This window comes from Gemmobacter lanyuensis, assembly GCF_014652355.1.
In the GTDB taxonomy this organism is placed as follows: domain Bacteria; phylum Pseudomonadota; class Alphaproteobacteria; order Rhodobacterales; family Rhodobacteraceae; genus Gemmobacter; species Gemmobacter lanyuensis.
In genome coordinates, this window is the sequence record NZ_BMYQ01000001.1 from 460,088 (window position 1) to 480,366 (window position 20,279).

At 64.3% G+C, this 20,279-nt stretch carries 18 protein-coding genes and 2 tRNA genes; 9 read left to right on the plus strand and 11 right to left on the minus strand.

Going from position 1 to position 20,279, the window contains the following annotated elements:
* The first annotated feature begins 77 nt into the window (after window positions 1–77).
* On the plus strand, window positions 78–974 hold the full coding sequence (gene tsf / locus IE101_RS02245) for a translation elongation factor Ts (RefSeq protein ID WP_189632158.1): 897 nt from the start codon (window positions 78–80) through the stop codon (window positions 972–974).
* 348 nt (window positions 975–1,322) lie between these two features.
* Here tsf and IE101_RS02250 read toward each other — a convergent pair whose 3' ends face one another.
* The gene (locus IE101_RS02250) at window positions 1,323–2,093 is read right to left on the minus strand and encodes a helix-turn-helix transcriptional regulator (protein ID WP_189632159.1); all 771 of its coding nucleotides are present in this window, start codon (window positions 2,091–2,093) and stop codon (window positions 1,323–1,325) included.
* A gap of 149 nt (window positions 2,094–2,242) precedes the next feature.
* On the opposite strand from IE101_RS02250, the gene IE101_RS02255 reads away from it, so the two are divergent.
* Entirely contained in the window at window positions 2,243–3,427 is a 1,185-nt protein-coding gene (locus IE101_RS02255) for an NAD(P)/FAD-dependent oxidoreductase (protein ID WP_189632160.1), read from the plus strand.
* Here IE101_RS02255 and IE101_RS02260 read toward each other — a convergent pair whose 3' ends face one another.
* The 3 genes from IE101_RS02260 to IE101_RS02270 form a co-directional block, all read right to left on the minus strand.
* Window positions 3,428–5,182 (minus strand): SulP family inorganic anion transporter, encoded by a 1,755-nt coding sequence (locus IE101_RS02260; RefSeq protein WP_189632161.1) that lies wholly within the window; start codon window positions 5,180–5,182, stop codon window positions 3,428–3,430.
* Between the two features lie 103 nt (window positions 5,183–5,285).
* Complete coding sequence (gene rpe, locus IE101_RS02265; protein ID WP_189632162.1) at window positions 5,286–5,975, minus strand: ribulose-phosphate 3-epimerase; 690 nt, start codon at window positions 5,973–5,975, stop codon at window positions 5,286–5,288.
* Window positions 5,976–6,095: 120 nt separating this feature from the next.
* Window positions 6,096–7,274 (minus strand): BaiN/RdsA family NAD(P)/FAD-dependent oxidoreductase, encoded by a 1,179-nt coding sequence (locus tag IE101_RS02270; RefSeq protein WP_189632163.1) that lies wholly within the window; start codon window positions 7,272–7,274, stop codon window positions 6,096–6,098.
* A 100-nt stretch (window positions 7,275–7,374) separates the two neighbouring features.
* Between IE101_RS02270 and IE101_RS02275 the strand changes: the two genes are divergently transcribed.
* Window positions 7,375–7,449 (plus strand) — tRNA-Gln (locus IE101_RS02275).
* A gap of 135 nt (window positions 7,450–7,584) precedes the next feature.
* Window positions 7,585–7,659: transfer RNA gene (locus tag IE101_RS02280), tRNA-Gln, on the plus strand.
* 105 nt (window positions 7,660–7,764) lie between these two features.
* On the opposite strand, the gene aroB is transcribed toward IE101_RS02280, so the two are convergent.
* Together aroB and IE101_RS02290 are read right to left on the minus strand one after the other, a co-directional pair.
* Window positions 7,765–8,883, minus strand: coding sequence for a 3-dehydroquinate synthase (gene aroB, locus IE101_RS02285; RefSeq protein ID WP_189632164.1), 1,119 nt, complete (start codon window positions 8,881–8,883; stop codon window positions 7,765–7,767).
* Window position 8,884: 1 nt separating this feature from the next.
* A complete protein-coding gene (locus tag IE101_RS02290) occupies window positions 8,885–9,433 on the minus strand; it encodes a shikimate kinase (protein ID WP_189632165.1) in 549 nt (182 codons plus the stop codon).
* A 175-nt stretch (window positions 9,434–9,608) separates the two neighbouring features.
* On the opposite strand from IE101_RS02290, the gene IE101_RS19985 reads away from it, so the two are divergent.
* The 4 genes from IE101_RS19985 to IE101_RS02305 are packed head-to-tail and all read left to right on the plus strand — an operon-like array spanning window position 9,609 to window position 13,582.
* Window positions 9,609–9,743 carry a hypothetical protein gene (locus IE101_RS19985; RefSeq protein WP_268247268.1) on the plus strand — a complete coding sequence of 45 codons (135 nt, stop codon included), beginning with the start codon at window positions 9,609–9,611 and terminating at the stop codon, window positions 9,741–9,743.
* Window positions 9,733–11,358: a hypothetical protein gene (locus IE101_RS02295; protein WP_229803994.1), complete on the plus strand. Its 1,626-nt coding sequence runs from the start codon at window positions 9,733–9,735 to the stop codon at window positions 11,356–11,358. The genes IE101_RS19985 and IE101_RS02295 overlap by 11 nt, the downstream gene beginning before the upstream one ends.
* Window positions 11,359–11,363: 5 nt before the next feature.
* Complete coding sequence (locus tag IE101_RS02300) at window positions 11,364–12,314, plus strand: site-specific tyrosine recombinase XerD (protein WP_189632166.1); 951 nt, start codon at window positions 11,364–11,366, stop codon at window positions 12,312–12,314.
* On the plus strand, window positions 12,311–13,582 hold the full coding sequence (locus tag IE101_RS02305) for an HlyC/CorC family transporter (protein ID WP_189632167.1): 1,272 nt from the start codon (window positions 12,311–12,313) through the stop codon (window positions 13,580–13,582). Before IE101_RS02300 ends, IE101_RS02305 begins: the two co-directional genes overlap by 4 nt.
* Here IE101_RS02305 and IE101_RS19990 read toward each other — a convergent pair whose 3' ends face one another.
* Both IE101_RS19990 and IE101_RS02315 read right to left on the minus strand, forming a co-directional pair.
* Window positions 13,583–14,893: a hypothetical protein gene (locus tag IE101_RS19990; protein ID WP_189632168.1), complete on the minus strand. Its 1,311-nt coding sequence runs from the start codon at window positions 14,891–14,893 to the stop codon at window positions 13,583–13,585.
* Window positions 14,894–15,026: 133 nt separating this feature from the next.
* The gene (locus tag IE101_RS02315; protein WP_189632169.1) at window positions 15,027–16,646 is read right to left on the minus strand and encodes a helicase HerA-like domain-containing protein; all 1,620 of its coding nucleotides are present in this window, start codon (window positions 16,644–16,646) and stop codon (window positions 15,027–15,029) included.
* Between the two features lie 353 nt (window positions 16,647–16,999).
* Between IE101_RS02315 and IE101_RS02320 the strand changes: the two genes are divergently transcribed.
* Window positions 17,000–17,596 carry an invasion associated locus B family protein gene (locus IE101_RS02320; protein ID WP_189632170.1) on the plus strand — a complete coding sequence of 199 codons (597 nt, stop codon included), beginning with the start codon at window positions 17,000–17,002 and terminating at the stop codon, window positions 17,594–17,596.
* A gap of 58 nt (window positions 17,597–17,654) precedes the next feature.
* Here IE101_RS02320 and IE101_RS02325 read toward each other — a convergent pair whose 3' ends face one another.
* From IE101_RS02325 to lpxD, 3 genes are read right to left on the minus strand one after another with little or no spacing between them, the layout of a single operon-like run.
* Window positions 17,655–18,866 carry a beta-ketoacyl-[acyl-carrier-protein] synthase family protein gene (locus IE101_RS02325; protein WP_189632171.1) on the minus strand — a complete coding sequence of 404 codons (1,212 nt, stop codon included), beginning with the start codon at window positions 18,864–18,866 and terminating at the stop codon, window positions 17,655–17,657.
* Window positions 18,863–19,129 (minus strand): acyl carrier protein, encoded by a 267-nt coding sequence (locus tag IE101_RS02330; RefSeq protein WP_189632172.1) that lies wholly within the window; start codon window positions 19,127–19,129, stop codon window positions 18,863–18,865. Before IE101_RS02330 ends, IE101_RS02325 begins: the two co-directional genes overlap by 4 nt.
* Before the next feature lie 45 nt (window positions 19,130–19,174).
* Entirely contained in the window at window positions 19,175–20,254 is a 1,080-nt protein-coding gene (gene lpxD, locus IE101_RS02335; protein ID WP_189632173.1) for a UDP-3-O-(3-hydroxymyristoyl)glucosamine N-acyltransferase, read from the minus strand.
* Window positions 20,255–20,279 lie beyond the last annotated feature (25 nt).

The window sequence follows — 20,279 nt, forward strand, 5'->3', positions numbered from 1 at the left end:
CTTGCAGCGCCCCTTTGCAAAGACGTTACCCGGTGGGCTTAAGGCCTGCCGGGATCATCCGTTCTGGGAGAAGAAACATGACGATCACCGCAGCGATGGTGAAGGAACTGCGCGAAGCCACCGGCGCAGGCATGATGGACGCCAAGAAGGCGCTGACCGAAGTGAACGGCGACATGGAAGCCGCTGTTGACTGGCTGCGCACCAAGGGCCTGGCGAAAGCCGCCAAGAAGGCCGATCGCGTGGCTGCCGAAGGTCTGGTCGGTGTGGCCGTGTCCGGTGGCAAGGGTGTCGCCGTCGAGGTGAACTCGGAAACCGACTTCGTCGGCAAGAACGCCGATTTCCAGAACCTCGTGCGTGGGATCACCACCGCCGCCCTGAACGTTACGGATGTGGACGCCCTCAAGGCTGCCGATCTGAACGGCAAGTCGGTCGAGGCCTCGCTGACCGACGCCATCGCCACCATCGGCGAAAACATGACCCTGCGCCGCATGGCTTCGGTCGAGGGTGACTCGGTTGCTGCCTATATCCACACTGCTGCTGCCGACGGTCTGGGCCGTATCGGTGTGCTGGTCGCGCTGAAAGGTGCCGACACCGGCATCGGCAAGCAGATCGCCATGCACATCGCCGCCACCTCGCCGGTTTCGCTGTCGGAAGCCGACATGGACCCGACCGTTGTCGAGCGTGAACTGGCCGTGCAAACCGCCAAGGCACTGGAAGAAAACGCTGCTTCCGCCAAGCCGAAGCCCGAGCAGGTCATCCAGAACAACATCATCCCGGGCCGGATGAAGAAGTTCTTCGAAGAATCGACTCTGCTGAACCAGAAATTCGTCATCAACCCCGACGTCACTGTGGCCCAGGCTGCCAAGGACGCCGGCGTCGAAGTCGTGGGCTTTGTGCGCATGGCTGTTGGCGAAGGTATCGAGAAGGAAAAAGAGGATTTCGCTGCTGAAGTGGCGAAAGCTCTGCAGGGCTGATGGGCCCAGACCTTCGGTCAGGATAGCGGCGCCGTCGGGCGCCGCTTTTCGTTTGCGCGGGGGCGGACCGGGGGCAGGGGGCATTGCAGGAGCCTGCCCAAAAACAAAAACGGTGCAGCGGGGACAGCTGCACCGTTCATGTGCATTTCGGGCAGAAGCGCCTGAAACCACGAGGAAAATGTGACACCGGGAAGCAACGGCACAATACCCGCGCGTCCCGGTGGATGCTGCCGACTGGCAGCAAGGATGTTGAAATGAACACCCTTCGTTGCCCCCGCAGCCGAAGCCACCACGCAGAGGCCTACTAAATCTGCCATCAAATGTGACGTAACGGAAGTGAGGGATTCCTTACCTTGTGATGGGTTCCGGCCCCAGAAAGATCTGGTTCAGCAACGTGCCCTTTGCCACCGCCTGGGCAGTGGTTTCCACATCCAGGGCTTCGCGGGCCAGACGCAGGTGCTTTTCCACCATGGCCGGCGATACCCCCATCAAGGTGGCAACATCCTGGGTCGTCTTGCCCTCGGCCACCCATTCCAGCGCCTCGCGCTGGCGGGCAGACAGCTGGCGGCGACGAATCGACAGCGGCAGCTGACAGATCCGCAGATGCATCATATGGGCGACCGTCTCGATCCCCGCGCCATCGCGCGTCCAGATTTCATCGACGGCATCGTGGTCCAGCCCCGGATCCGCAGCAAGGCCAAGCGCCCCCTTTTGCCGCGCCGTCACATCGGGGAAGCTGATGGTGATCCCGGCGCGAATGCCCCATTGCGCATTGCGCCGCACGGCATCCACCTCTTCCGGGCTCAGCTCACCGGCCAGCAGCTTGTCCTCGACCCAGCGCCAGGTGCAACTGCCCTGATGCTCCAATGCCCAGCGATACAGCGCAGTGCGCGCATAGAATCCGCCCCGGAAATAGAAATTGCTGTAATCGGGTGGAAAGCTGGTCAGATAGACCACGTCATCGGGGTTTCCGACCGAGTTCTCGGTCCGGAACCGCGAGAGGCCATAGTTCGCGCGGGCAAAGCCGCAACCGGAGAAATACCCCACCGCAAGATCCCAGACGGCTGCAACGGTCGGCGCACTCGCGATGCGGTTCAGCAATGGCAAGACGAGCGTCATGCAAGATCTCATTTCTTCGGGTCCGTTACACAACGACACGGCAAAGCCGTCACTTCTGTCGCTGGTGGAACGGACCGCCCCCTACACTTGTCATAGCCCTGTTATATGCAGGCGTCGAGCCTTCGGAAGTCGGTGTCGGGAAGAAGAAAATGGTTAAATCAGACGGTTATGATATTGTCGTGGTGGGCGGCGCAGTCATGGGGGCGTCGGTTGCCTGGTGGCTGTTGCAGATGGAGCCACGGCTGCGTGTCCTGATCGTCGAGCGCGATCCGAGTTTCGCCCGCGCCTCGACCGCGCTTTCGGTTGCCTCCATCCGGCAACAGTTCACCACGGCGGTGAATGTTGAAATTTCGCGCTTCGGGATTGATTTCATCCGCAATTTTGCGGCGCGTCTTGACGGGCAGGGCGGCGTTCCCGATCTTGGCCTGCGCGAAAATGGCTATCTGTTCCTGACACAGACGACAGAGGGGCGGGCCTTGCTGGAACAGGTGGCCGCCATGCAGCGCGACCATGGCGCCGCGACCGAAGTTCTGGCCCCGGCGGACCTTCAGGCACGCTTTCCCTGGCTGCACGTCGATGACCTTGCTGCCGGGTCTTTCGGCGCCCGTGATGAGGGCTGGTTCGACAATATGGGGTTGCTGGGCGGCTTTCGCACCGCGGCCCGCGCAAAGGGGGCGGTTTTCGTGCAGGACACCGCCACCGGGCTTGTCATGGCAGGCGGGCGCGTGACGGGGGTACAGTTGCAGCAGCGCGGCCATGTGCCCTGCAATATCGTGGTCAATGCAGCCGGAACCCGCGCGGCCGAAGTTTGCCGCTGGGCCGGGATCGATCTGCCGGTTGAGCCGCGCAAGCGCACGGTCTTTGTCATCGACGCGCCGAATGCCCGCCACCCGGATGCCCCGCTGCTCATTGATGCCGGGTTCTATCTGCGCCCGGAACAGGGGCAATGGATCACCGCGACCGTGCCGCAAGACGATGGGCCTTGCGCTGCCGATGACTTTGAGCCCGATCTTCATTTGTTCGAGGAGGTGATCTGGGAACAGCTTTACCACCGCGCACCGGGCTTTGATGCGGTCAAGGTCGTGCGGCACTGGGTGGGGCATTATGCCTATAATACGCTGGATCAGAACGCCATTCTCGGGCCGCACCCGGCTGTGCCCAATCTGTTCCTGATGAATGGCTTCTCCGGACACGGGTTGCAGCAGGCACCTGCCATCGGGCGCGGTCTGGCCGAGCATATCCTGACCGGCGGCTGGCAAAGCCTTGATCTTTCTGACCTTTCGGTCAAGCGCGTGCTTGAAGGGAAGCCTTTCCGCGAACGGGCCATCGTCTGATCAGCGCGCGGCCCGCGCCCGTGCGGTTTCGCAACGCGCGGCGTCATGGCAGGCGCGCGTGACCTCGGGCGCCAGTGCCATCATCGCGTCGTAATGGGTCAGAAAGACCTGCCCCGAAAGCTCTGTCCGCAGGTGCGACCGTAGCAGCCGATCCATGACTGGGCCTTTCACCTCGGACAAATGCAGGGTCACACCGCCATCACGCAGCCGGGCATTCAGCGCCTCCAGCGTTTCCAGTGCCGAGGTGTCGATCGCATTGACCGCCGCACAGATCAGCACCACATGGCGCAGACCGGGTTCCTCGGCCAGGGCGGCAAGCAGCCGATCCTCAAGAAACCGGGCGTTGGGGAAATAAAGGCTCTCGTCAATCCGCAGCGACAGCACGCCCGGCGCGGTGATCACATGATGCCGCGCGACATTGCGGAAATGTTCGGTCCCCGGCACCTGACCCACCACCGCCACATGCGGGCGCGAGCTGCGCCAGAGATGCAAGAGGATCGACAGGATCACGCCTGCGGAAATCCCGGCCTCGACCCCCGCGATCAGCGTCAGCAGGATCGTGGCGAGCATGGCCAGAAAATCACTGCGGCTGATCTGCGCCACGCGACGCAGGGCCGACAGATCAACAAGACTCAGCACCGCGACGATGATGGTGGCGGCCAGCGTCGCCTTCGGCAGGTGATAGAGCAGCGGCGTCAGGAACAGCGTGGCCAGCGCCATACCCGCCGCCGTAAAGGCCCCGGCCGCCGGGGTTTCCGCCCCCGCATCAAAATTCACCACCGACCGCGCAAAGCCCCCCGTCACCGGAAAGCCACCCGAAAACCCGGCGCCGAGATTGGCAATGCCCAGGGCCACCAGTTCTTGATCCGGGTCGATGCGCTGACGGCGCTTGGCGGCAAGGGTCTGGGCCACCGAGATCGTCTCGACATAGCCCACCAGCGAAATCAGCGCGGCCGGCAGCAGGATCGCTTGCCAAAGCGCGGGGTCCAAGGGGGGCAGGGTGGGCAGGGGCAGGCCGCGCGGGATGTCGCCCACCACGGGCAGGTCAAGCTGCAGGCCCCAGCTGGCCAGCGTCGTCGCCACCACCGCCAGCACCGGCGCGGCCCGCGACAGCACGCCCGCAAGACGCGGCGCCACCCCCACCTTCAGCAGCAGCGGGCGCAAATGGCTGCGCGTCCAGACGAGAAATGCCAGAACAGGAAGGCCCACGCCAAGGGTGGTGAGGCTCGCCTCCGGCGCCTTTTGCCAGATCGCCCCGATGAGGTGTGGCAGGGTTTCCCCGCGCACCGACAGCCCCGCCAGCGCCGGAAACTGCCCCGCCGCAATCAACAAGCCAGACGCCGTGATGAAGCCTGAAATTACCGGATGGCTGATGAAATTGGCGATGAACCCCAGCCGCAACAGGCCCATGGCGAGCAGGATCAGCCCCGACAACACCGCCAGCGCCACGGCGGCCCCTAGCTGATCGGCCATACCCGTGGCGACCAGCGGCGCGATGGCAGCGGCGGTCATCAGGCTGATCACCGCAACAGGCCCGACGGCAAGCGTGCGTGACGTGCCAAACAACGCATAAAGCACGAGGGGCGCGATCGAGGCATAAAGCCCGACTTCGGGCGGCAGACCCGCCAGCATGGCATAGGCGAGCGATTGCGGAATCAGCATGATCGTGACGATCAGCGCCGCCAGCAGATCATTCCCCAAAGCGGCCCGATCATACTGCGGACCCCAATCCAGAATCGGAAACAGACGGCGCATCGCTGGTCCTTTCGTACCGCGACAGCCGCGGCCCTTGAACCAGACTTAGCCCTGCCCCCTACACATTTCAAGTATTGAATATGTTTGGGGCAGGGGAGGCCGATCAGCGTGCAGCCTCGGCGGCGGCGCGGATGGCCCGGATGTTTTCGCCGTAGGGGGCGGGGTTCGTGACCGAACCGCCCTTGAACACGCCAGACCCCGCAACCAGCACATCGGCCCCGGCCGCCGCAACCAGCGGTGCGGTTTCCGGCGTGATGCCGCCATCAATCTCGATATGGATCGGACGGTCGCCGATCATCTGGCGCAGGCGCTGCACCTTCGACACCTGCGAGGTGATGAATTTCTGCCCGCCAAAGCCGGGGTTCACCGTCATCACACAGATCAGATCGACCATGTCCAAAAGCTCGGTCACGGACTCGATCCCCGTGCCCGGGTTGATCGCCAGACCCGCCTTGATGCCATGGGCGCGAATGGCCTGCAGCGTGCGGTGAATATGGGGTCCAGCCTCCAGATGGGCGGTCAGAACATCGGCACCGGCCTGGGCGAAGGCATCGATATAGGGATCGACCGGCGCAATCATCAGATGCACATCCATCACGCCCTTGATGTGCTTGCGGATCGCGGCACAGGTCGCAGGTCCGAATGTCAGGTTCGGCACGAAATGCCCGTCCATCACATCGACATGCACCCAATCGGCGCCCTGGGCCTCGATCGCCTCACATTCGGCGCCGAAATTGGCGAAATCCGCAGAAAGGATCGACGGGGCAATCTTGATCGCGCGCGAGAAGGTCATGCTGGGGCCTCTGGTTCAGGGATGCGGGTTCTTTGCCCGAACCCCGGGGCGAAATGCAAGCAATCTTGCGGAGGGGCCATCAGGAACGGCACATTAATTACATAATAATGATTATCAGATTCATGCCACCTGACCGGCCGCCCAACCCGAGGACCAGGCCCATTGAAAGTTGTAGCCCCCCAGCCAGCCGGTCACATCAACGACCTCACCCACGAAGAAAAGCCCGGGTACCGCCTTGGCCTGCAGGGTCCGGGCCTCCAGCGCCTCGGTACTGACGCCGCCAAGCGTGACCTCGGCGGTGCGATAGCCTTCGCTGCCAACCGGCGTGATCGGCAGGTCGTGGACCAGCCCGGCCAGCTGATCCAGCGCGGCATTCGACTGATCGGCAAGATTGCCCTGCAATCCGCTGATCGTCTCCAAATGCCGGGCGAGCTTTTCAGGCAGGATCTGCGCCAGCGCCGTCCGCAAGGCCACGCGCCCGGCGGCCTGCCGCGCCTCCCGCAGCACCCGCGCGGCATCCTGCCCACCTGCGAGATCCAGGCGCAGCGTCTCGCCCTCGCGCCAATAGCTGGAAATCTGCAGGATCGCCGGGCCTGAAAGCCCGCGATGGGTAAAGAGGATCGCCTCATCAAACCCGGTCTTGCCCACACTTGCCCGGCCGGTCACAGAGGTGCCGGCCAGCGGCTTCATCGGCTCCAGCACCTGTTCGGCCAGCGTCAGCGGCACCAGCGCCGGACGGGTTTCGACCAGCGGCAAGCCAAAGCTTTCCGCCACACGATAGCCGTACCCCGTGGCGCCCATCTTGGGGATCGATTTGCCCCCGGTCGCAATAATCACGCTTTCCGCCTCGACCACACCGCGTGAGGTTTCGATCCGGAAGCCCTGCCCCTGACGTTCCACCGCACCAAGTTCGGTCTGCAACCACAGGTTTCCACCGGCTTTTTCCAGATCGGACAGCAGCATGGCGATGATTTCTTTGGCCGATCCGTCGCAGAACAACTGCCCCAGCGTCTTTTCATGCCAGCGGATGCCGGCCGCATCGACGCGGGCGATAAAATCCCATTGCGTAAAACGCTTCAGGGCCGACAGCGCGAAGCGCGGGTTCTGCGACAGGAAGCGTTCGCCGCGGATGTCGAGATTGGTGAAATTGCACCGCCCCCCACCCGAAATGCGGATCTTTTCGCCCGCCGCTTTCGCGTGGTCGATCACCAGCACCCGGCGCCCGCGACGCCCTGCCTCAATGGCGGCCATCAAGCCCGCCGCACCTGCCCCAAGGACCGCAACATCTGTCTGTGTCATGCCTTTCCCTACCCGGTCCGGCTCCGCACGGCCAGTTGCGATTTTCGTGAAATTGCCTCTTGCGCTGATCGCCGGGCTTGGCTAATTACCGCCGCACGGTTGGGGCGTCGCCAAGTGGTAAGGCAGCGGTTTTTGGTACCGCCATACCTAGGTTCGAATCCTAGCGCCCCAGCCAATCTTTCGATACGCGTGATGATGCCCGGCACCCGCCCGGGCTTTTTGCTTTAAGGCCGCCCTGCAAGGCCATGCAAATTCTTGCAATTTTCTACTTGCACCGGGAAACGGCCTTGGGTAAATACCGCCTCACGGTTGGGGCGTCGCCAAGTGGTAAGGCAGCGGTTTTTGGTACCGCCATACCTAGGTTCGAATCCTAGCGCCCCAGCCAATGACATCCGCATAGCGCCCCATGGGGGCGCTTTTTGCATTTCTAAGCCCCGTCAAAGACGCCGAGGGCAAGAAAAAAGGGCCGCTTTCCCGACCCTTTCCCCGCTTATGCCTTTTGGGCCAGCGCCTCTTGCAAGAGAGCCAGCACCACATCCCCCGGCACCTGATCGGTCACAAAAGAGGCGCCGATTCCGCGCGCCAAGATAAAGCGCAAGCGCCCATCCACCACCTTCTTGTCCTGCCCCATCAGCGCCAGCAGCGCCTCGGCCCCCGGCAGATCGCCTTCGATATCAGCGATATCCACCTTCATGCCCATGGCGCGCAGATGGGCGCGCACACGACTTGGCGCCTCTTGCGAACAAAGACCCAGCCGCTGGCTCAGCTCAAAGGCCAGCGCGCAGCCGATGGCAACGCCCTCGCCATGCAGCAGACGGTCGCCATAGCCGGTGGCCTTTTCCAGCGCATGACAGAAGGTATGGCCCAGGTTCAACAGCGCACGGTCGCCCTCTTCGGTCTCATCCCGTGCGACGATCTCGGCTTTCATCTCGACCGAGCGGCGCACTGCATATTGCCGCTTCTCATGATCGCGGACGAGATCGGGGCCGTTCTCCTCGAGCCAGTCGAAAAAGGCCGCATCGCCAAGAAGGCCGTATTTCACCACCTCGCCATAGCCCGCCAGAAAATCGCGCGGGGGAAGGCTGTCCAGAACGTCGATGTCGGCCAGAACAAGCGAAGGCTGATGGAAGCTGCCCACAAGGTTCTTGCCCTGGGCGGTATTGATGCCGGTCTTGCCGCCGACGGAGCTGTCCACCTGAGCCAGAAGCGTCGTGGGGATCTGCACGAAGCGCACGCCCCGGCGCAGCACGGCCGCAGCAAAGCCCACCAGATCACCGATGACCCCGCCACCGAAGGCCACGACCACATCCTTGCGTTCGACCTTCTGTTCCAGCAGCCATTCCACGCAGCGGGCGAATTGCGGCCAACCCTTGGTGCTTTCCCCGGCAGGCAGGGCCAGGCTGACGGTCGCAATCCCCTCGGCGGCAAGCGCGGCCTCAAGCGCGGCCAGATGCAGCGGCGCAACGGTTTCATCCGTGACGATGGCCACGCGCTTGCGCCGCAGCAGCGGGGCAATCTCGGACCCCGCGCGGCCGATCAGCCCGCGGCCGATCCGCACCTCGTAGGAGCGTTCACCCAGCGAAACGGGCACCACATCGATCTTCGTCATGTCAGCTATCCTTCAGCAGCACATCGCCGCGGCCGCGCAGGGCCTCGATCACGCGTTGGGCCATATCCTCGATCGACAGATCCGGGGCCGAATCCACCGCCAGATCGGCCAGCGCATAAAGCGGCACCCGCGCGTCATAAAGCGTCCGCAGGGTTTCGCGCGGGTTGTCGGTCCGCAAGAGCGGCCGGGTCGTCTTGTGGCGGACGCGCTGCCACAGCAGATCTAGATCGGCGCGCAGCCAGACCGACACGCCAGTGCCGCGGATGATGTCGCGGTTCTTGTCGGACAGGAAGGCGCCGCCCCCGGTGGACAGCACGCAAGGCTCCCCCCGCACCAGCCGCGACAGCACCTCGGATTCGCGGGCGCGGAAGAAAGGTTCGCCATCACGTTCAAAGATTTCCGCGATGGAGCGTTGCGCCGCCTTCACGATCTCTTCATCCGAATCCCGGAATGGCACCCCCAGAAGGCGCGCCAGCGCCGTTCCCACGGCGGTTTTGCCCGCCCCCATCATGCCCACCAGCACGACCGTCTTGTTCAGCCGCTCCGTCACGCTTTCCCCCTTTGGCGGGGCTTCGGCAATCCTGCCGCGCCCGGCACAAACTTTTGTCTCTGAATGGCGTGAAGTCGGGGCAAATGCCATATATAATCGTCGCACCGCTCCGCTTCGACCCTGCATTCACGGGGCGGGCGGCAAGAATCAGGCAGACGCAGAAGGACAGGCACCCATGGGACGGATCATCAGGCTTTTGCTGTTGCTGGCGGTGCTGGGGTTTGCCGGGCTGACGGGATATGCGTTTCTGGGCGATATGGACCCGCCCCAGGGCACCGTAACCAAGCCGGTGACACTGGATGCGAACTGAGCCTCGGGCTCTGTGGTTTGCCCTGGCTGTGATCGGGGCCACCTGCCCCGGCCCGCTGCGGGCCGAAGGTCCGTTATCGGCCATCGACTGGCTGTCGGAATCGGTGACAACGCCCAAAGGCACGCAGGTGCCCGCCCCGGCGGCACCGACCGCGCCGAACCAGGGCGTCTTGCCCTCATCGGTGCCCTTGCCGCAGAAACTGCCGAATGAGGCGCCGGTGACACGCAGCGCCACCCCTGGGGCGGTGACGACATCGGTGCTGGGCAAACCTTCGCCCGATGGTGTGGGGCTCTTGTCCGCGGCCCGGACGGGATTGCCGCATCGGCTCTGGGGGCTTGCCCGGACCGAAGACATCGCGCGCATGCTGACGGCGGAGCGCACGGACACCCTGCCCGCCCTGCAGGGTCTGCTGTTGACGCTGCTTCTGGCCGAGGCCGAGCCGCCCGTTGACAGTGGCGGTCGCGGGGTGCTGCTGCTCGCACGGGTGGACAAACTTCTGGCGATGGGGGCGCTGGATCAGGCGCTGGCCTTGACCGCGCTGGCCGGGCCGCCGACGCCCGATCTCTTCCGCCGCCGCTTTGACATCGCGCTGCTGACCGGCACCGAAGATGCCGCCTGCGAGGAGATGACCGCGGCCCCCCAGCTGGCGCCCACACTGCCCGCGCGCATCTTCTGTCTGGCCCGTGCGGGCGACTGGCAGGCGGCGGCGCTGACGCTGCACAGCGCGCAGGCACTGGGTCAGGTCGCACCAGAGGAGGATGAGCTTCTGTCGCGCTTCCTCGACCCCGATCTGGCAGATGGGGCCGAGCCGATGGTTCCCCCCAGCGTGCCGACGCCGCTGGTCTGGCGCATGTTTGAAGCCATTGGCGAACCCCTGCCGACATTGGGCCTGCCCGTTGCCTTTTCCCATGCCGAACTGCGTCCGCAAGCCGGGTGGAAGGCGCAGATCGAGGCGGCAGAGCGGCTGGCGCGGGTGGGGGCGATCACCCCCAATCTGCTGCTGGGGCTTTATACCGAACGCAGCCCGGCCGCCTCGGGCGGGGTCTGGGACCGGGTCGACCTGTTCCAGACGTTTGACCGCGCGCTCAGCGCCGGGGACGCCACCGCCGTCTCTGCGGCGCTGCCGCCAGTCTGGTCGGCGATGGCCTCGGTCGAACTCGAAATCCCCTTTGCAACGCTCTATGCGGCCCCCTTGCAGCGCCTGGCGCTGACGGGTGACGCTGCGACGCTGGCCTTCCGCATCGCCCTTCTGTCACCCGAATATGACAAGGCCGCCAAGGCCCGCGCCCTGGCCCAGCCTGCCCCTGACGTGACCGAAAGCTTCCTGATCGGCCTTGCCACCGGCAAGATCAATGGCCTCGTGCCGCCCGACAGCATGTCGCGCGCCATTGCCCCCGCCTTCCTTGCGCCAAAGATTACGCCAGAGGCGGAACAGCTGCTGGCCGAACGGCGCGTGGGCGAGGCGCTGCTTCTGGCGCTTGATACCGTCGGGCGCGGCGTCACCGGCGATCCGCGCGGCGTGGCCGAAGGGCTGTCGCTTTTGCGGCAGCTGGGCCTTGAAGATGTGGCCCGGCGGACCGCGCTGGAACTGCTGCTGCTGGAGCGGCGGGGCTGATCGCCATGTCAGATACGCAGATGCAACGCTGGATTTCGGCCTTTCTGGATGCGCAGGCAGCCGAACGGGACGCCGCGCGCAACACGCGGCTGGCCTATGGCCGCGACCTGCTGGATTTCGCGGGGTGGCTCGCCCATCGCGGCGTCGATTTCACCACCGCCGACCGGCAGGCGGTCGAGGATTATCTTGTGAGCTGCGAGGGAGAGGGGCTGTCAAAGGCCACCCGCGCGCGGCGCCTGTCGGCGATCCGGCAAATGTACCGTTTTGCCCATGAAGAGGGCTGGCGCGACGACAACCCCGCCCTGCGCCTGCGCGGCCCCGGTCAGGACCAGCGCCTGCCCAAGGTGCTGTCGCATGAAGAGGTTGACCGCCTGCTTGATGCCGCGCGGGACAAGGGCCGCTCGCTTGATGATCAATGCCGCAACCGTGCGCTGGTGGAGCTGCTTTATGCCACGGGCCTGCGCGTCTCGGAACTGGTCGAGCTACCGGTCGCGGCGGTGCGGGGCGATCCGCGCATGATCATGGTGCGCGGCAAGGGTGGGAAAGAGCGTATGGTTCCCCTGTCAGGCCCGGCGCGCGAGGCCGTGGCCGAATGGCTGACCCGCCGCGACCGCGCGGAAGAGATGGACCGCAAGGCCGGGCGCGCGGCGTCAAAATTCCTGTTTCCGTCGCGCGGCGCCGCTGGGCATCTGACGCGCCATCATTTCTATGTGCTGATCAAGCAGATCGCCGTGCTTGCAGGCGTCAGCCCCGCCAAGGTCACACCGCACACGCTGCGCCATGCCTTTGCCACGCATCTTCTGGCAGGGGGCGCCGATCTGCGGGTGATCCAGATGCTGCTGGGCCATGCCGATGTGGCGACGACCGAAATCTATACGCATGTGCTGGATGACCACCTGAAAACCCTTGTGCTGGACCATCACCCGCTGGCCACCCGAAAGACCGACGACGCATGACCCCGCTGCCTGCCCCCTCTGCACCAGACCTGACCACCCTTGTCACACTGGTGGTACTGATCGGGCTTGCAGCCCTCTGCGCTGCGACCGATGCCGCAATCGGCACAGCCGCGCGGGCTCGGTTGAAGGCACTGGCGGAACGACCCGGCGCCCGCGCGGCAACCTGGGCGCTCGCAATGGCCGACACGCCCGAACGCACTGCCGCTGCCCTGCGTCTGGGGCAGATCTTTGCGCTGGGGGTGGCCTTGGCCATGATCCTCGCGGATTGGCCTGAACAGATGGGATGGGCATTCGGTGTGATGGCCGCCTGCGCCTTTCTGGGCGACCTGCTCCCGCGCTATCTGGCCAGCGCCGCGGCCGAGGGTGTTGCGCTGCGTCTGGCCCCGGTGATGCGCGGCCCCGTTCTGGTGCTGGGCACCCTGCCCTGGCTGGTCGCGCGGCTTTTGCGGGCCGCAGGGGTGGAAACCGACCCCGAGGCGCGGATGCAGGCCATGCGGGACGAAATTCTGGGCGCCATCGCGCTTGGCCATAGCGAAGGCGCGGTGGAGAAAGAGGATCGTGACCGGCTGATCGGCGCGCTCGACCTTGCCGAGCGCACAGTGGAAGAGGTGATGAAACACCGCCGCCATATCGAGATGATCGACGCAGACCACCCGGCCGAGGCGATCCTGTCGCAGGTGCTGGGATCGCCCCACACCCGCCTGCCGGTTTATCGCGACGATGTGGAAAACATCATCGGCGTGATCCATGCCAAGGATCTGCTGCGCGAGGTGGAACGGCTCTTGCGCGGGGGCGAGGGGCAGCTTTCGGACCTCGACCTGATGAAAGTGGCGATGAAGCCCTATTTTGTGCCGGAAACCACCGCGCTGGATGAACAGATGCGCGAGTTTCTGAAGCGCCGCACCCATTTCGCGCTGGTCGTCGATGAATATGGCGCGCTGCAGGGGTTGATCACGCTGGAAGATATCCTCGAGGAAATTGTGGGCGAGATCACCGACGAATTCGATGTTGTCCGCAAGGATACGACCCTGCGCCCCGACGCAAACGGGGATTACATCATCGACGGCGCGATGACGATCCGCGACCTGAACCGCGCGATGGAATGGCAACTGCCCGATGACGAGGCCAATACCATCGCGGGCCTTGTGATCCACGAGGCCCAGATGATCCCGAATGAAGGGCAGGTCTTCAGCTTCCACGGCTTCCGGTTCGAAGTGGCAGCCCGCCGCGAAAACCGGCTGACCCAGCTGAAGATCCGCCCGCTCTGATCAGATGATGTCGATGGCGGCGGCAAGTCCGTTCAGGGTGGTGACATCCTGCAGGAACAGCCGATCTCCACCACCAAAGTCAAAGAGAACCCCGCCCGATACGATATCGGCATGGCGGCCCACCACTTGGCTGGCGGTCAGCGTGCCGGACCAGAGCGCATCATCCAGTTGAAGCCAGTCGCCATGCGCCAGACGGAAATCGACGATCCGGTCGGCGCCGCCTCCGGTCTGCAGGACGAAGCCATCCGCGCCGCCCCCACCGATCAGACGGTCATTCCCGGCGCCACCATTCAGCCGGTCATTGCCGCCGCCGCCGTCAAGCACATCCGCCCCGGCGCCGCCGCGCAGCTGATCCCAGCCTGCACCGCCGCGCAGCACGTCATTGCCGCCCTCGCCGCGCAGCACATTGCGCGCGCCGCTGCCGACCAGCACATTCGCCGCGCCGTTCCCCGTGAGATCAGATTCGCTGCGCCCCAGCGCCGTGACATTCGAAATGGCCGAGCCATCGAGCAGCGTCACATCCCCCGCGACCCGCAGCAGATTGCCATTGGCCACATCGACCTTCACATTGCCATCGACCAGCGAGGTTCGCAGAAGCGTCCGGTCGGCGCCATAGCCGATCTGCAACGTAACCGTGCTGCCCAGCGTGCCGCCGAGGGCATAGCCCCCCGCCTCGGCCGAGGTGGTGCTGTCGCCGTCGAGGATCCGCAGGCCAATGCCCGACCGCCCCTCGCCCACCGAATAGGAGGCATCGCCGTTGCGGTCGTTATAGACGACGCCCGTCACAAAGGCCGCCGTACCGCTATGGGCAAAGTTCTGCACGCCGATCGAGACATCCATGCCGCTGTAGCGCCCCATCACTTGGGCATAGCCAAGTTCGCGGAAATCGGACTGGAACATCGCGGCCCGGTGGGCGGCGCTGAACAGCCAGTTGCGGTGCATCGCCGTGATCGCGTCCTCTGCGCTGCGGGTTTCGACATCAACAAGGGCGATGTTTTCCCCCCACGACCAGCTGCGGACAAAGCTGTAACCCGCCATGGACATGCGGTCGCCCGGGTCATAATAGCTGTTGGTCGCGCTGCCTTCGTAATGGCTGAAGGTGTCGGTCGAATCGATCCATTCACCGTGACGGTTGGCGGCCGCGGCCAGAAGTTCATTCGGTGCCAGCACCTGACGCGCCGTGCCGTCGATGGTGCCGGGCGAGAGCCCCGCGTTCAGATCAAAGCCGAAGCGCCGTGCCTCGGCAAGCGGATCGAGCCGCGCCCGATTCACCAGTTCGATTGCATATTGTTCCAGTGCCGTGATCGTCATGGTGCCGCCGTTCGTGCAATAAAAACCCAAGACGGGAGTGCAGCCTGACTGCAAGCCCCTCAAGCCCCGCCCCCATACACGTAGGAATTGCGGCGTCCTTTAGGCAGACCCTGCCCTAAATTGTGATGGGACGTTACCTCTTGCCGAAGAGCGTGCCCAGAACGCCCCGGACCAACGCCTGCCCCGTGCGGCTGCCGATCTGTCGGGCAAAGCTTTTGGCGAAGGCATCGGTCACGCTGTCACTCCGGCGGGCGGCGGGCTTCGGTCCCTCGCGCGGCGTGGTGCGGGCTGCGCCCCCATCGTAACGGCGCGCCTTGTTGAATTCCCGCAGCTCGGTTTCCTCGATCCGCATTTCCGGCGATCTGGATGGGGTCTGAGGCCCGTCCGTGTGTTCGGCGGCAGTGGTGCGGGCGCGCAGAATCTCATAGGCCGATTCGCGGTCAACAACCCGGTCGTATTTCCCCCGGAGCGGCGATCCCGCCATAATCTGCGCCCGCACGTCTGGGTCCAGTGGCCCCACCTGCGAGGCCGGCGGCCGGATCAGCGTGCGTTCGACGATGCCCGGCACCCCTTTGGCCTCAAGGAAGGACGTCACGGCCTCACCCGTCCCCACATCCCGAATCGCCTCATCCGTGGCAAAGCGCGGGTTGGGCCGATAGGTCTGCGCGGCCTGTTTCAGTGCCTGCTGATCCTTGGCAGTGAAGGCGCGCAACGCATGCTGCACGCGGTTGCCCAGCTGGCCCAGAATCGTCTCGGGCACGTCTTGCGGATTTTGGGTGATGAAATAGATCCCCACGCCCTTCGACCGGATCAGCCGCGCGACCTGTTCCACCTTTTGCACCAGGGCCTTGGGCGCATCATTGAAGAGAAGATGCGCCTCATCAAAGAAGAAGACCAGCCGCGGCTTGTCGGGGTCGCCCACCTCGGGCAGTTCCTCGAAAAGCTCGGACAGCAGCCAAAGCAGGAAGGTTGCGTAAAGCCGCGGGGATTGCATCAGACGGTCCGCCGCCAGGATATTGACCCGCCCGCGCCCACGATCATCCGTCAGCATCAGATCCGAGAGCTGCAGCGCCGGTTCCCCGAACAGCCGCGCGCCGCCCTCATTTTCCAGCACCAGAAGCCTACGCTGGATCGCACCGATGGAACTGGTCGCCACCAGACCGTAGCGGGTTGAGATCGCGTCTGAATTTTCACCGATAAACACAAGCATCGCTTGCAGATCTTTCAGATCCAGCAGCGGCAGCCCCTCTTCATCGGCAAGGCGGAACGCCACGTTCAGCACGCCTTCCTGCGCCTCGGTCAGCTCCAGCAGCCGCGACAGCAGCAGCGGCCCCATTTCCGAGACGGTTGCCCGGATCGGATGGCCTTGTTCGCCGAACAGATCCCAGAAGGTGACCGGGCAGGCGTCATAGACGAGATCAAGCCCGATGGTCGCGGCGCGTTTGGAAAAGGCGTCGTGCAGCTTGCCGTTGGCCGACCCCGCCGCCGCCATCCCCGCAACATCGCCCTTCACATCCGACAGGAAAACCGGCACGCCCGCCGCCGAAAAGCCTTCGGCCATCACCTGCAGCGTCACGGTCTTTCCCGTGCCCGTGGCCCCTGCAATCAGCCCGTGCCGATTGCCATATTTCAGCAAAAGCTGCTGGGGAACCCCATAGCCTTCACCGCCGCCGCCCACAAAAATACCTGTCTGGTTACTGGTCACGCCTGCCCCCTGAAGCCGGTCGGAAGTTTCGCAAAACAATATGACCATCCTTTTGCCGGGCTGTCGATCCTGTGGCGCGCCCGGCTTGCGAGGGCCGGACCGCCCGCCCCACACACGGTCCGAATGCAACATCGAAAGTGCCTGTTTTTTTGGCGGTAACAGATTTGAAATATCTGTTGACCTGTGGCCCCTGTCGTCTTAGCGTCACGTTCAATGAAGTCGGCCAGTCCGACAGGGAGCAAATAAAAGACAAGAAAAAGGGCTGGTTTTCCGGCCCTTTTTCCTTTTGCGATCTGGGCTTGGCAAGTTTTAGCCCCCTGTCCGTGACGCCGCGCTTTGTGACCTGACAGCGCCAAAAGGCCATGCTAAAGGGCGCCATCATCATTTGAGGACTGATCGCAATGTCGATGATTAACGCGACCAAGGCTCTGGCTCTCACCCTGTCGCTTGGTTTCGCGGGGGCTGCCTTTGCTCAGGAGACCGCGCAACCCGCCGCCCCTGCGGCTGAAGCTCCGGCCACCGAGGCCCCTGCGAAGGACGGCCCGGGCTCTGTCTATGTCAAGGAAACGAATGACGCTTGGGAAACCCGTTGCATCCGTGTCGAGGAAGGTCAGGCAGAACCCTGCCAGATCTACCAGCTGCTGAAGGATGAAAAGGGCACCTCGGTGGCCGAGATGGCGCTGTTCCCGCTGCCCGCCGGGCAAAAGGCCGTGGCCGGTGCGACCGTGTCGGTGCCGCTGGAAACGCTGCTGACCGAAAACCTTGTGCTGCAGGTTGATGCCAACAAGGCCCGCGTCTACCCCTATTCTTGGTGCGATCAGATCGCCTGCGTGGCCCGCCTGGGCTTCACTGCCGAAGATCTGGCTGCGCTGAAGGCCGGCGCCAAGGCGACGCTTTCGCTCGTGCCGGCGCGCGCGCCGGACCAGAAAGTGATCCTGAACCTCTCGCTCAAGGGGATTACCAAGGGTTACGACTCGCTGCCGGTTCCGGCGCAGTAATCCGCCTGCCACAATCGCTGTAAACGCCGCATCCCCGCAGGATGCGGCGTTTTTCGTTTCAGGGCGCGGCCCGCAGGGCCAGCACCGCATTCAGCCCGCCAAAGGCAAAGGCATTGGACAGCACCGCCTTCACCCGAACCTCGCGCGCGGTGTTGGGCACCACATCCAGCGCACATTCCGGGTCGGGTTCTTCATAGCTGATGGTGGGCGCGATCACCCCATCGCGCAGCGCCATGATGCAGGCCAAAAGCTCGACCGCGCCGGTGCCGCCGATCAGATGCCCATGCATGGACTTGGTCGAAGAGATCATCAGCCGGTCGGCATGGGGGCCGAAGACATCCGCCACCGCAGCACATTCCGTCCGGTCATTTGCGGCCGTGCCGGTGCCATGGGCGTTGATATAGCCCACATCTTCGGGGTTCAGCCCGCCATCACGCAGCGCCCCGGCAATCGCCCGGGCCGCCCCCTGCTGCGATGGCATGACAATATCGCCCGCGTCCGAAGTCATGGCAAAGCCCACCACCTCGGCCAGAATATCGGCGCCCCGGCGGGCGGCATGATCATAGTCCTCAAAGACGAAGATCGCCGCACCCTCGCCCTGCACCATGCCGTTGCGGGTCAGGCTGAAGGGACGGCAGGCGTCTTTCGACATGACGCGCAGCCCCTCCCAGGCCTTGATGCCACCGAAGCAGAGCATCGATTCCGACCCGCCCGTCACCACCGCCCGGCACATGCCCGACCGCACCATATGGAAGGCCTGCCCCATGGCGTGGTTGGAACTCGCGCAGGCGGTAGAGACGGTGAAGACCGGGCCGCGCAGATTGAACTCCATCGAGACATGGCTGGCCGCAGCATTGTTCATCAGCTTGGGCACGACGAAGGGGTGAACACGGTTCTTCCCCTCTTCATAGACCGTGCGGTAGTTTTCATCCCAGGTATTCACGCCGCCCGCGGCGGTTCCCAGCACGACGCCACTGTCATAGCCCAGATGGCCATCGAAATTCAGCCCCGATTGGGTGATCGCCTCGCGCGCGGCAAGCAGGGTGAACTGCGTGAATTTATCATATAGAACAATTTGTTGCCGGTTGAAGTGAATGTCGGGATTCCACCCTTGCACCTGCCCACCGATCTGGATCGACAGCCGGTCGCGGTCGCGGATGTCCAAGGGCCCGATTCCGCAGCGCCCTTCCCGAAAGGCCGCAAGCGTGCCCTTCACATCATGGGCCAGCGCGCTGATCGTGCCGGCCCCGGTAATGACGACGCGCCTCATGCCGCTTTCCGCGACACCAGCCCCTCTACCGCCGCGATGATGGCTGCGACCGAGGAGATGTCGAATTCGGATTTCCCCGGCTCATTGGCATTGAACGGCACGGAAATGTCGAAGGCCTCTTCGATGGCAAAGATGCTTTCCACCAGCCCGAGACTGTCGAGCCCCAGATCTTCAAGCGTGTCTTCCATGCGGATATCGGTCACATCCATTCCGGCCTGTTCGGCCAGAATCTCAATCACACGGGCTTTCACGGTCTGTGTCATCGGCACCTCCTGATCCCCTGTTGCGGGGAAGATATTGGCGTCATTTCACAGTTTTGAAACAATTTTCTGAAGCTCCGCAACCGTCGCGGCAAGGCGCGGCAGGCGGCGCAGGGCCTTGTTGATCTCGACCTGCGTCTCCATCTTCACCGCAGGATAGCCCAGTAGCACCCGGCCTGCCGGCGCATTGGTGAAAATCTTGGTAGCCCCGCCTGCGATCACGTCATCGCCGACGAAGATATTGTCGCTGACGCCGCATTGCCCCGCCAGCACCACCCGGTCGCCAATGCGCGACGACCCGGCCACGCCCACCTGACCGCAGAGCAGGCAATCGCGCCCGACCTGCACGTTATGCCCCAGATGCACGAGGTTATCGAGCTTCGTTCCAGATCCGACCACGGTGTCGCGAATGGTGCCGCGATCGATGCAGGCATTGGCGCCCACCTCGACATCATCCCCGATGGTCACGGCGCCAAGGCTGTGGATGCGCGTCCAGCTTTGCTGACGAATTTCCTCGCGCTGTCCGAGGGTTGCGCGGATTTCCTCAACCCCGCTGCGTTCAGGCGTGACGAAAGAGAATCCATCCGCCCCGATCACAGCGCCGGGCTGACAGATGAAGCGGTCCCCGATGGTCACCCGCGCGCCGATCCGCGCGCCCTGCAGGATCATCGCATCCGACCCGAGGGTCGCGCCTTCGGCAATGCTGACATGGCTGGCGATGCGTGCACGCGGGCCAAGCGTGGCGCCCGCGCCGATCACCACGAAGGGGCCGATGGCTGCATCGGGGGCGATATGGGCGGTGGGATCGATCACGGCGCTGGGGTGGATGCCGGGCGCGATCTCGGGGCCCGCGTCCATCATCCGGCTGAGCCCCGCCATGGCAAGGCGCGATCGTGGCGCGAAAATCGCGGCTTCAAGCCCCAACGCGCGCCAATCGGCACCCGGCCAAAGCAGCGCCACACGCGCCTGCCCCTGCGCCAGCCCTTCGGCATATTTCGGGTCCATTGCCAGGGCCAGATCGCCCGGCCCCGCGGCCTGCGGCTCGGCCGCGCGCGACACCAGCAGATCAAGGTCGCCTTCGGCCTGCGCCCCAAGGGCGGTGGCAATGTCGCGGATCGTATGGGCCATGGCAAATCTCCGGCAGGCAGGACAC

Bases quoted from the DNA above. Each gene is read 5' to 3' on its own strand.
- IE101_RS19990 (WP_189632168.1), bottom strand. From the start codon at position 14,893: ATGACGATCACGGCACTGGAACAATATGCAATCGAACTGGTGAATCGG.
- IE101_RS02300 (WP_189632166.1), top strand. From the start codon at position 11,364: ATGTCAGATACGCAGATGCAACGCTGGATTTCGGCCTTTCTGGATGCG.
- IE101_RS02260 (WP_189632161.1), bottom strand. From the start codon at position 5,182: ATGCGCCGTCTGTTTCCGATTCTGGATTGGGGTCCGCAGTATGATCGG.
- IE101_RS02270 (WP_189632163.1), bottom strand. From the start codon at position 7,274: ATGACACAGACAGATGTTGCGGTCCTTGGGGCAGGTGCGGCGGGCTTG.
- IE101_RS02250 (WP_189632159.1), bottom strand. From the start codon at position 2,093: ATGACGCTCGTCTTGCCATTGCTGAACCGCATCGCGAGTGCGCCGACC.
- IE101_RS02305 (WP_189632167.1), top strand. From the start codon at position 12,311: ATGACCCCGCTGCCTGCCCCCTCTGCACCAGACCTGACCACCCTTGTC.
- IE101_RS02320 (WP_189632170.1), top strand. From the start codon at position 17,000: ATGTCGATGATTAACGCGACCAAGGCTCTGGCTCTCACCCTGTCGCTT.
- IE101_RS02325 (WP_189632171.1), bottom strand. From the start codon at position 18,866: ATGAGGCGCGTCGTCATTACCGGGGCCGGCACGATCAGCGCGCTGGCC.
- IE101_RS02330 (WP_189632172.1), bottom strand. From the start codon at position 19,129: ATGACACAGACCGTGAAAGCCCGTGTGATTGAGATTCTGGCCGAACAG.
- IE101_RS02295 (WP_229803994.1), top strand. From the start codon at position 9,733: ATGCGAACTGAGCCTCGGGCTCTGTGGTTTGCCCTGGCTGTGATCGGG.
- IE101_RS19985 (WP_268247268.1), top strand. From the start codon at position 9,609: ATGGGACGGATCATCAGGCTTTTGCTGTTGCTGGCGGTGCTGGGGTTT.
- rpe (WP_189632162.1), bottom strand. From the start codon at position 5,975: ATGACCTTCTCGCGCGCGATCAAGATTGCCCCGTCGATCCTTTCTGCG.
- aroB (WP_189632164.1), bottom strand. From the start codon at position 8,883: ATGACGAAGATCGATGTGGTGCCCGTTTCGCTGGGTGAACGCTCCTAC.
- tsf (WP_189632158.1), top strand. From the start codon at position 78: ATGACGATCACCGCAGCGATGGTGAAGGAACTGCGCGAAGCCACCGGC.
- IE101_RS02315 (WP_189632169.1), bottom strand. From the start codon at position 16,646: ATGGTCATATTGTTTTGCGAAACTTCCGACCGGCTTCAGGGGGCAGGC.
- IE101_RS02255 (WP_189632160.1), top strand. From the start codon at position 2,243: ATGGTTAAATCAGACGGTTATGATATTGTCGTGGTGGGCGGCGCAGTC.
- lpxD (WP_189632173.1), bottom strand. From the start codon at position 20,254: ATGGCCCATACGATCCGCGACATTGCCACCGCCCTTGGGGCGCAGGCC.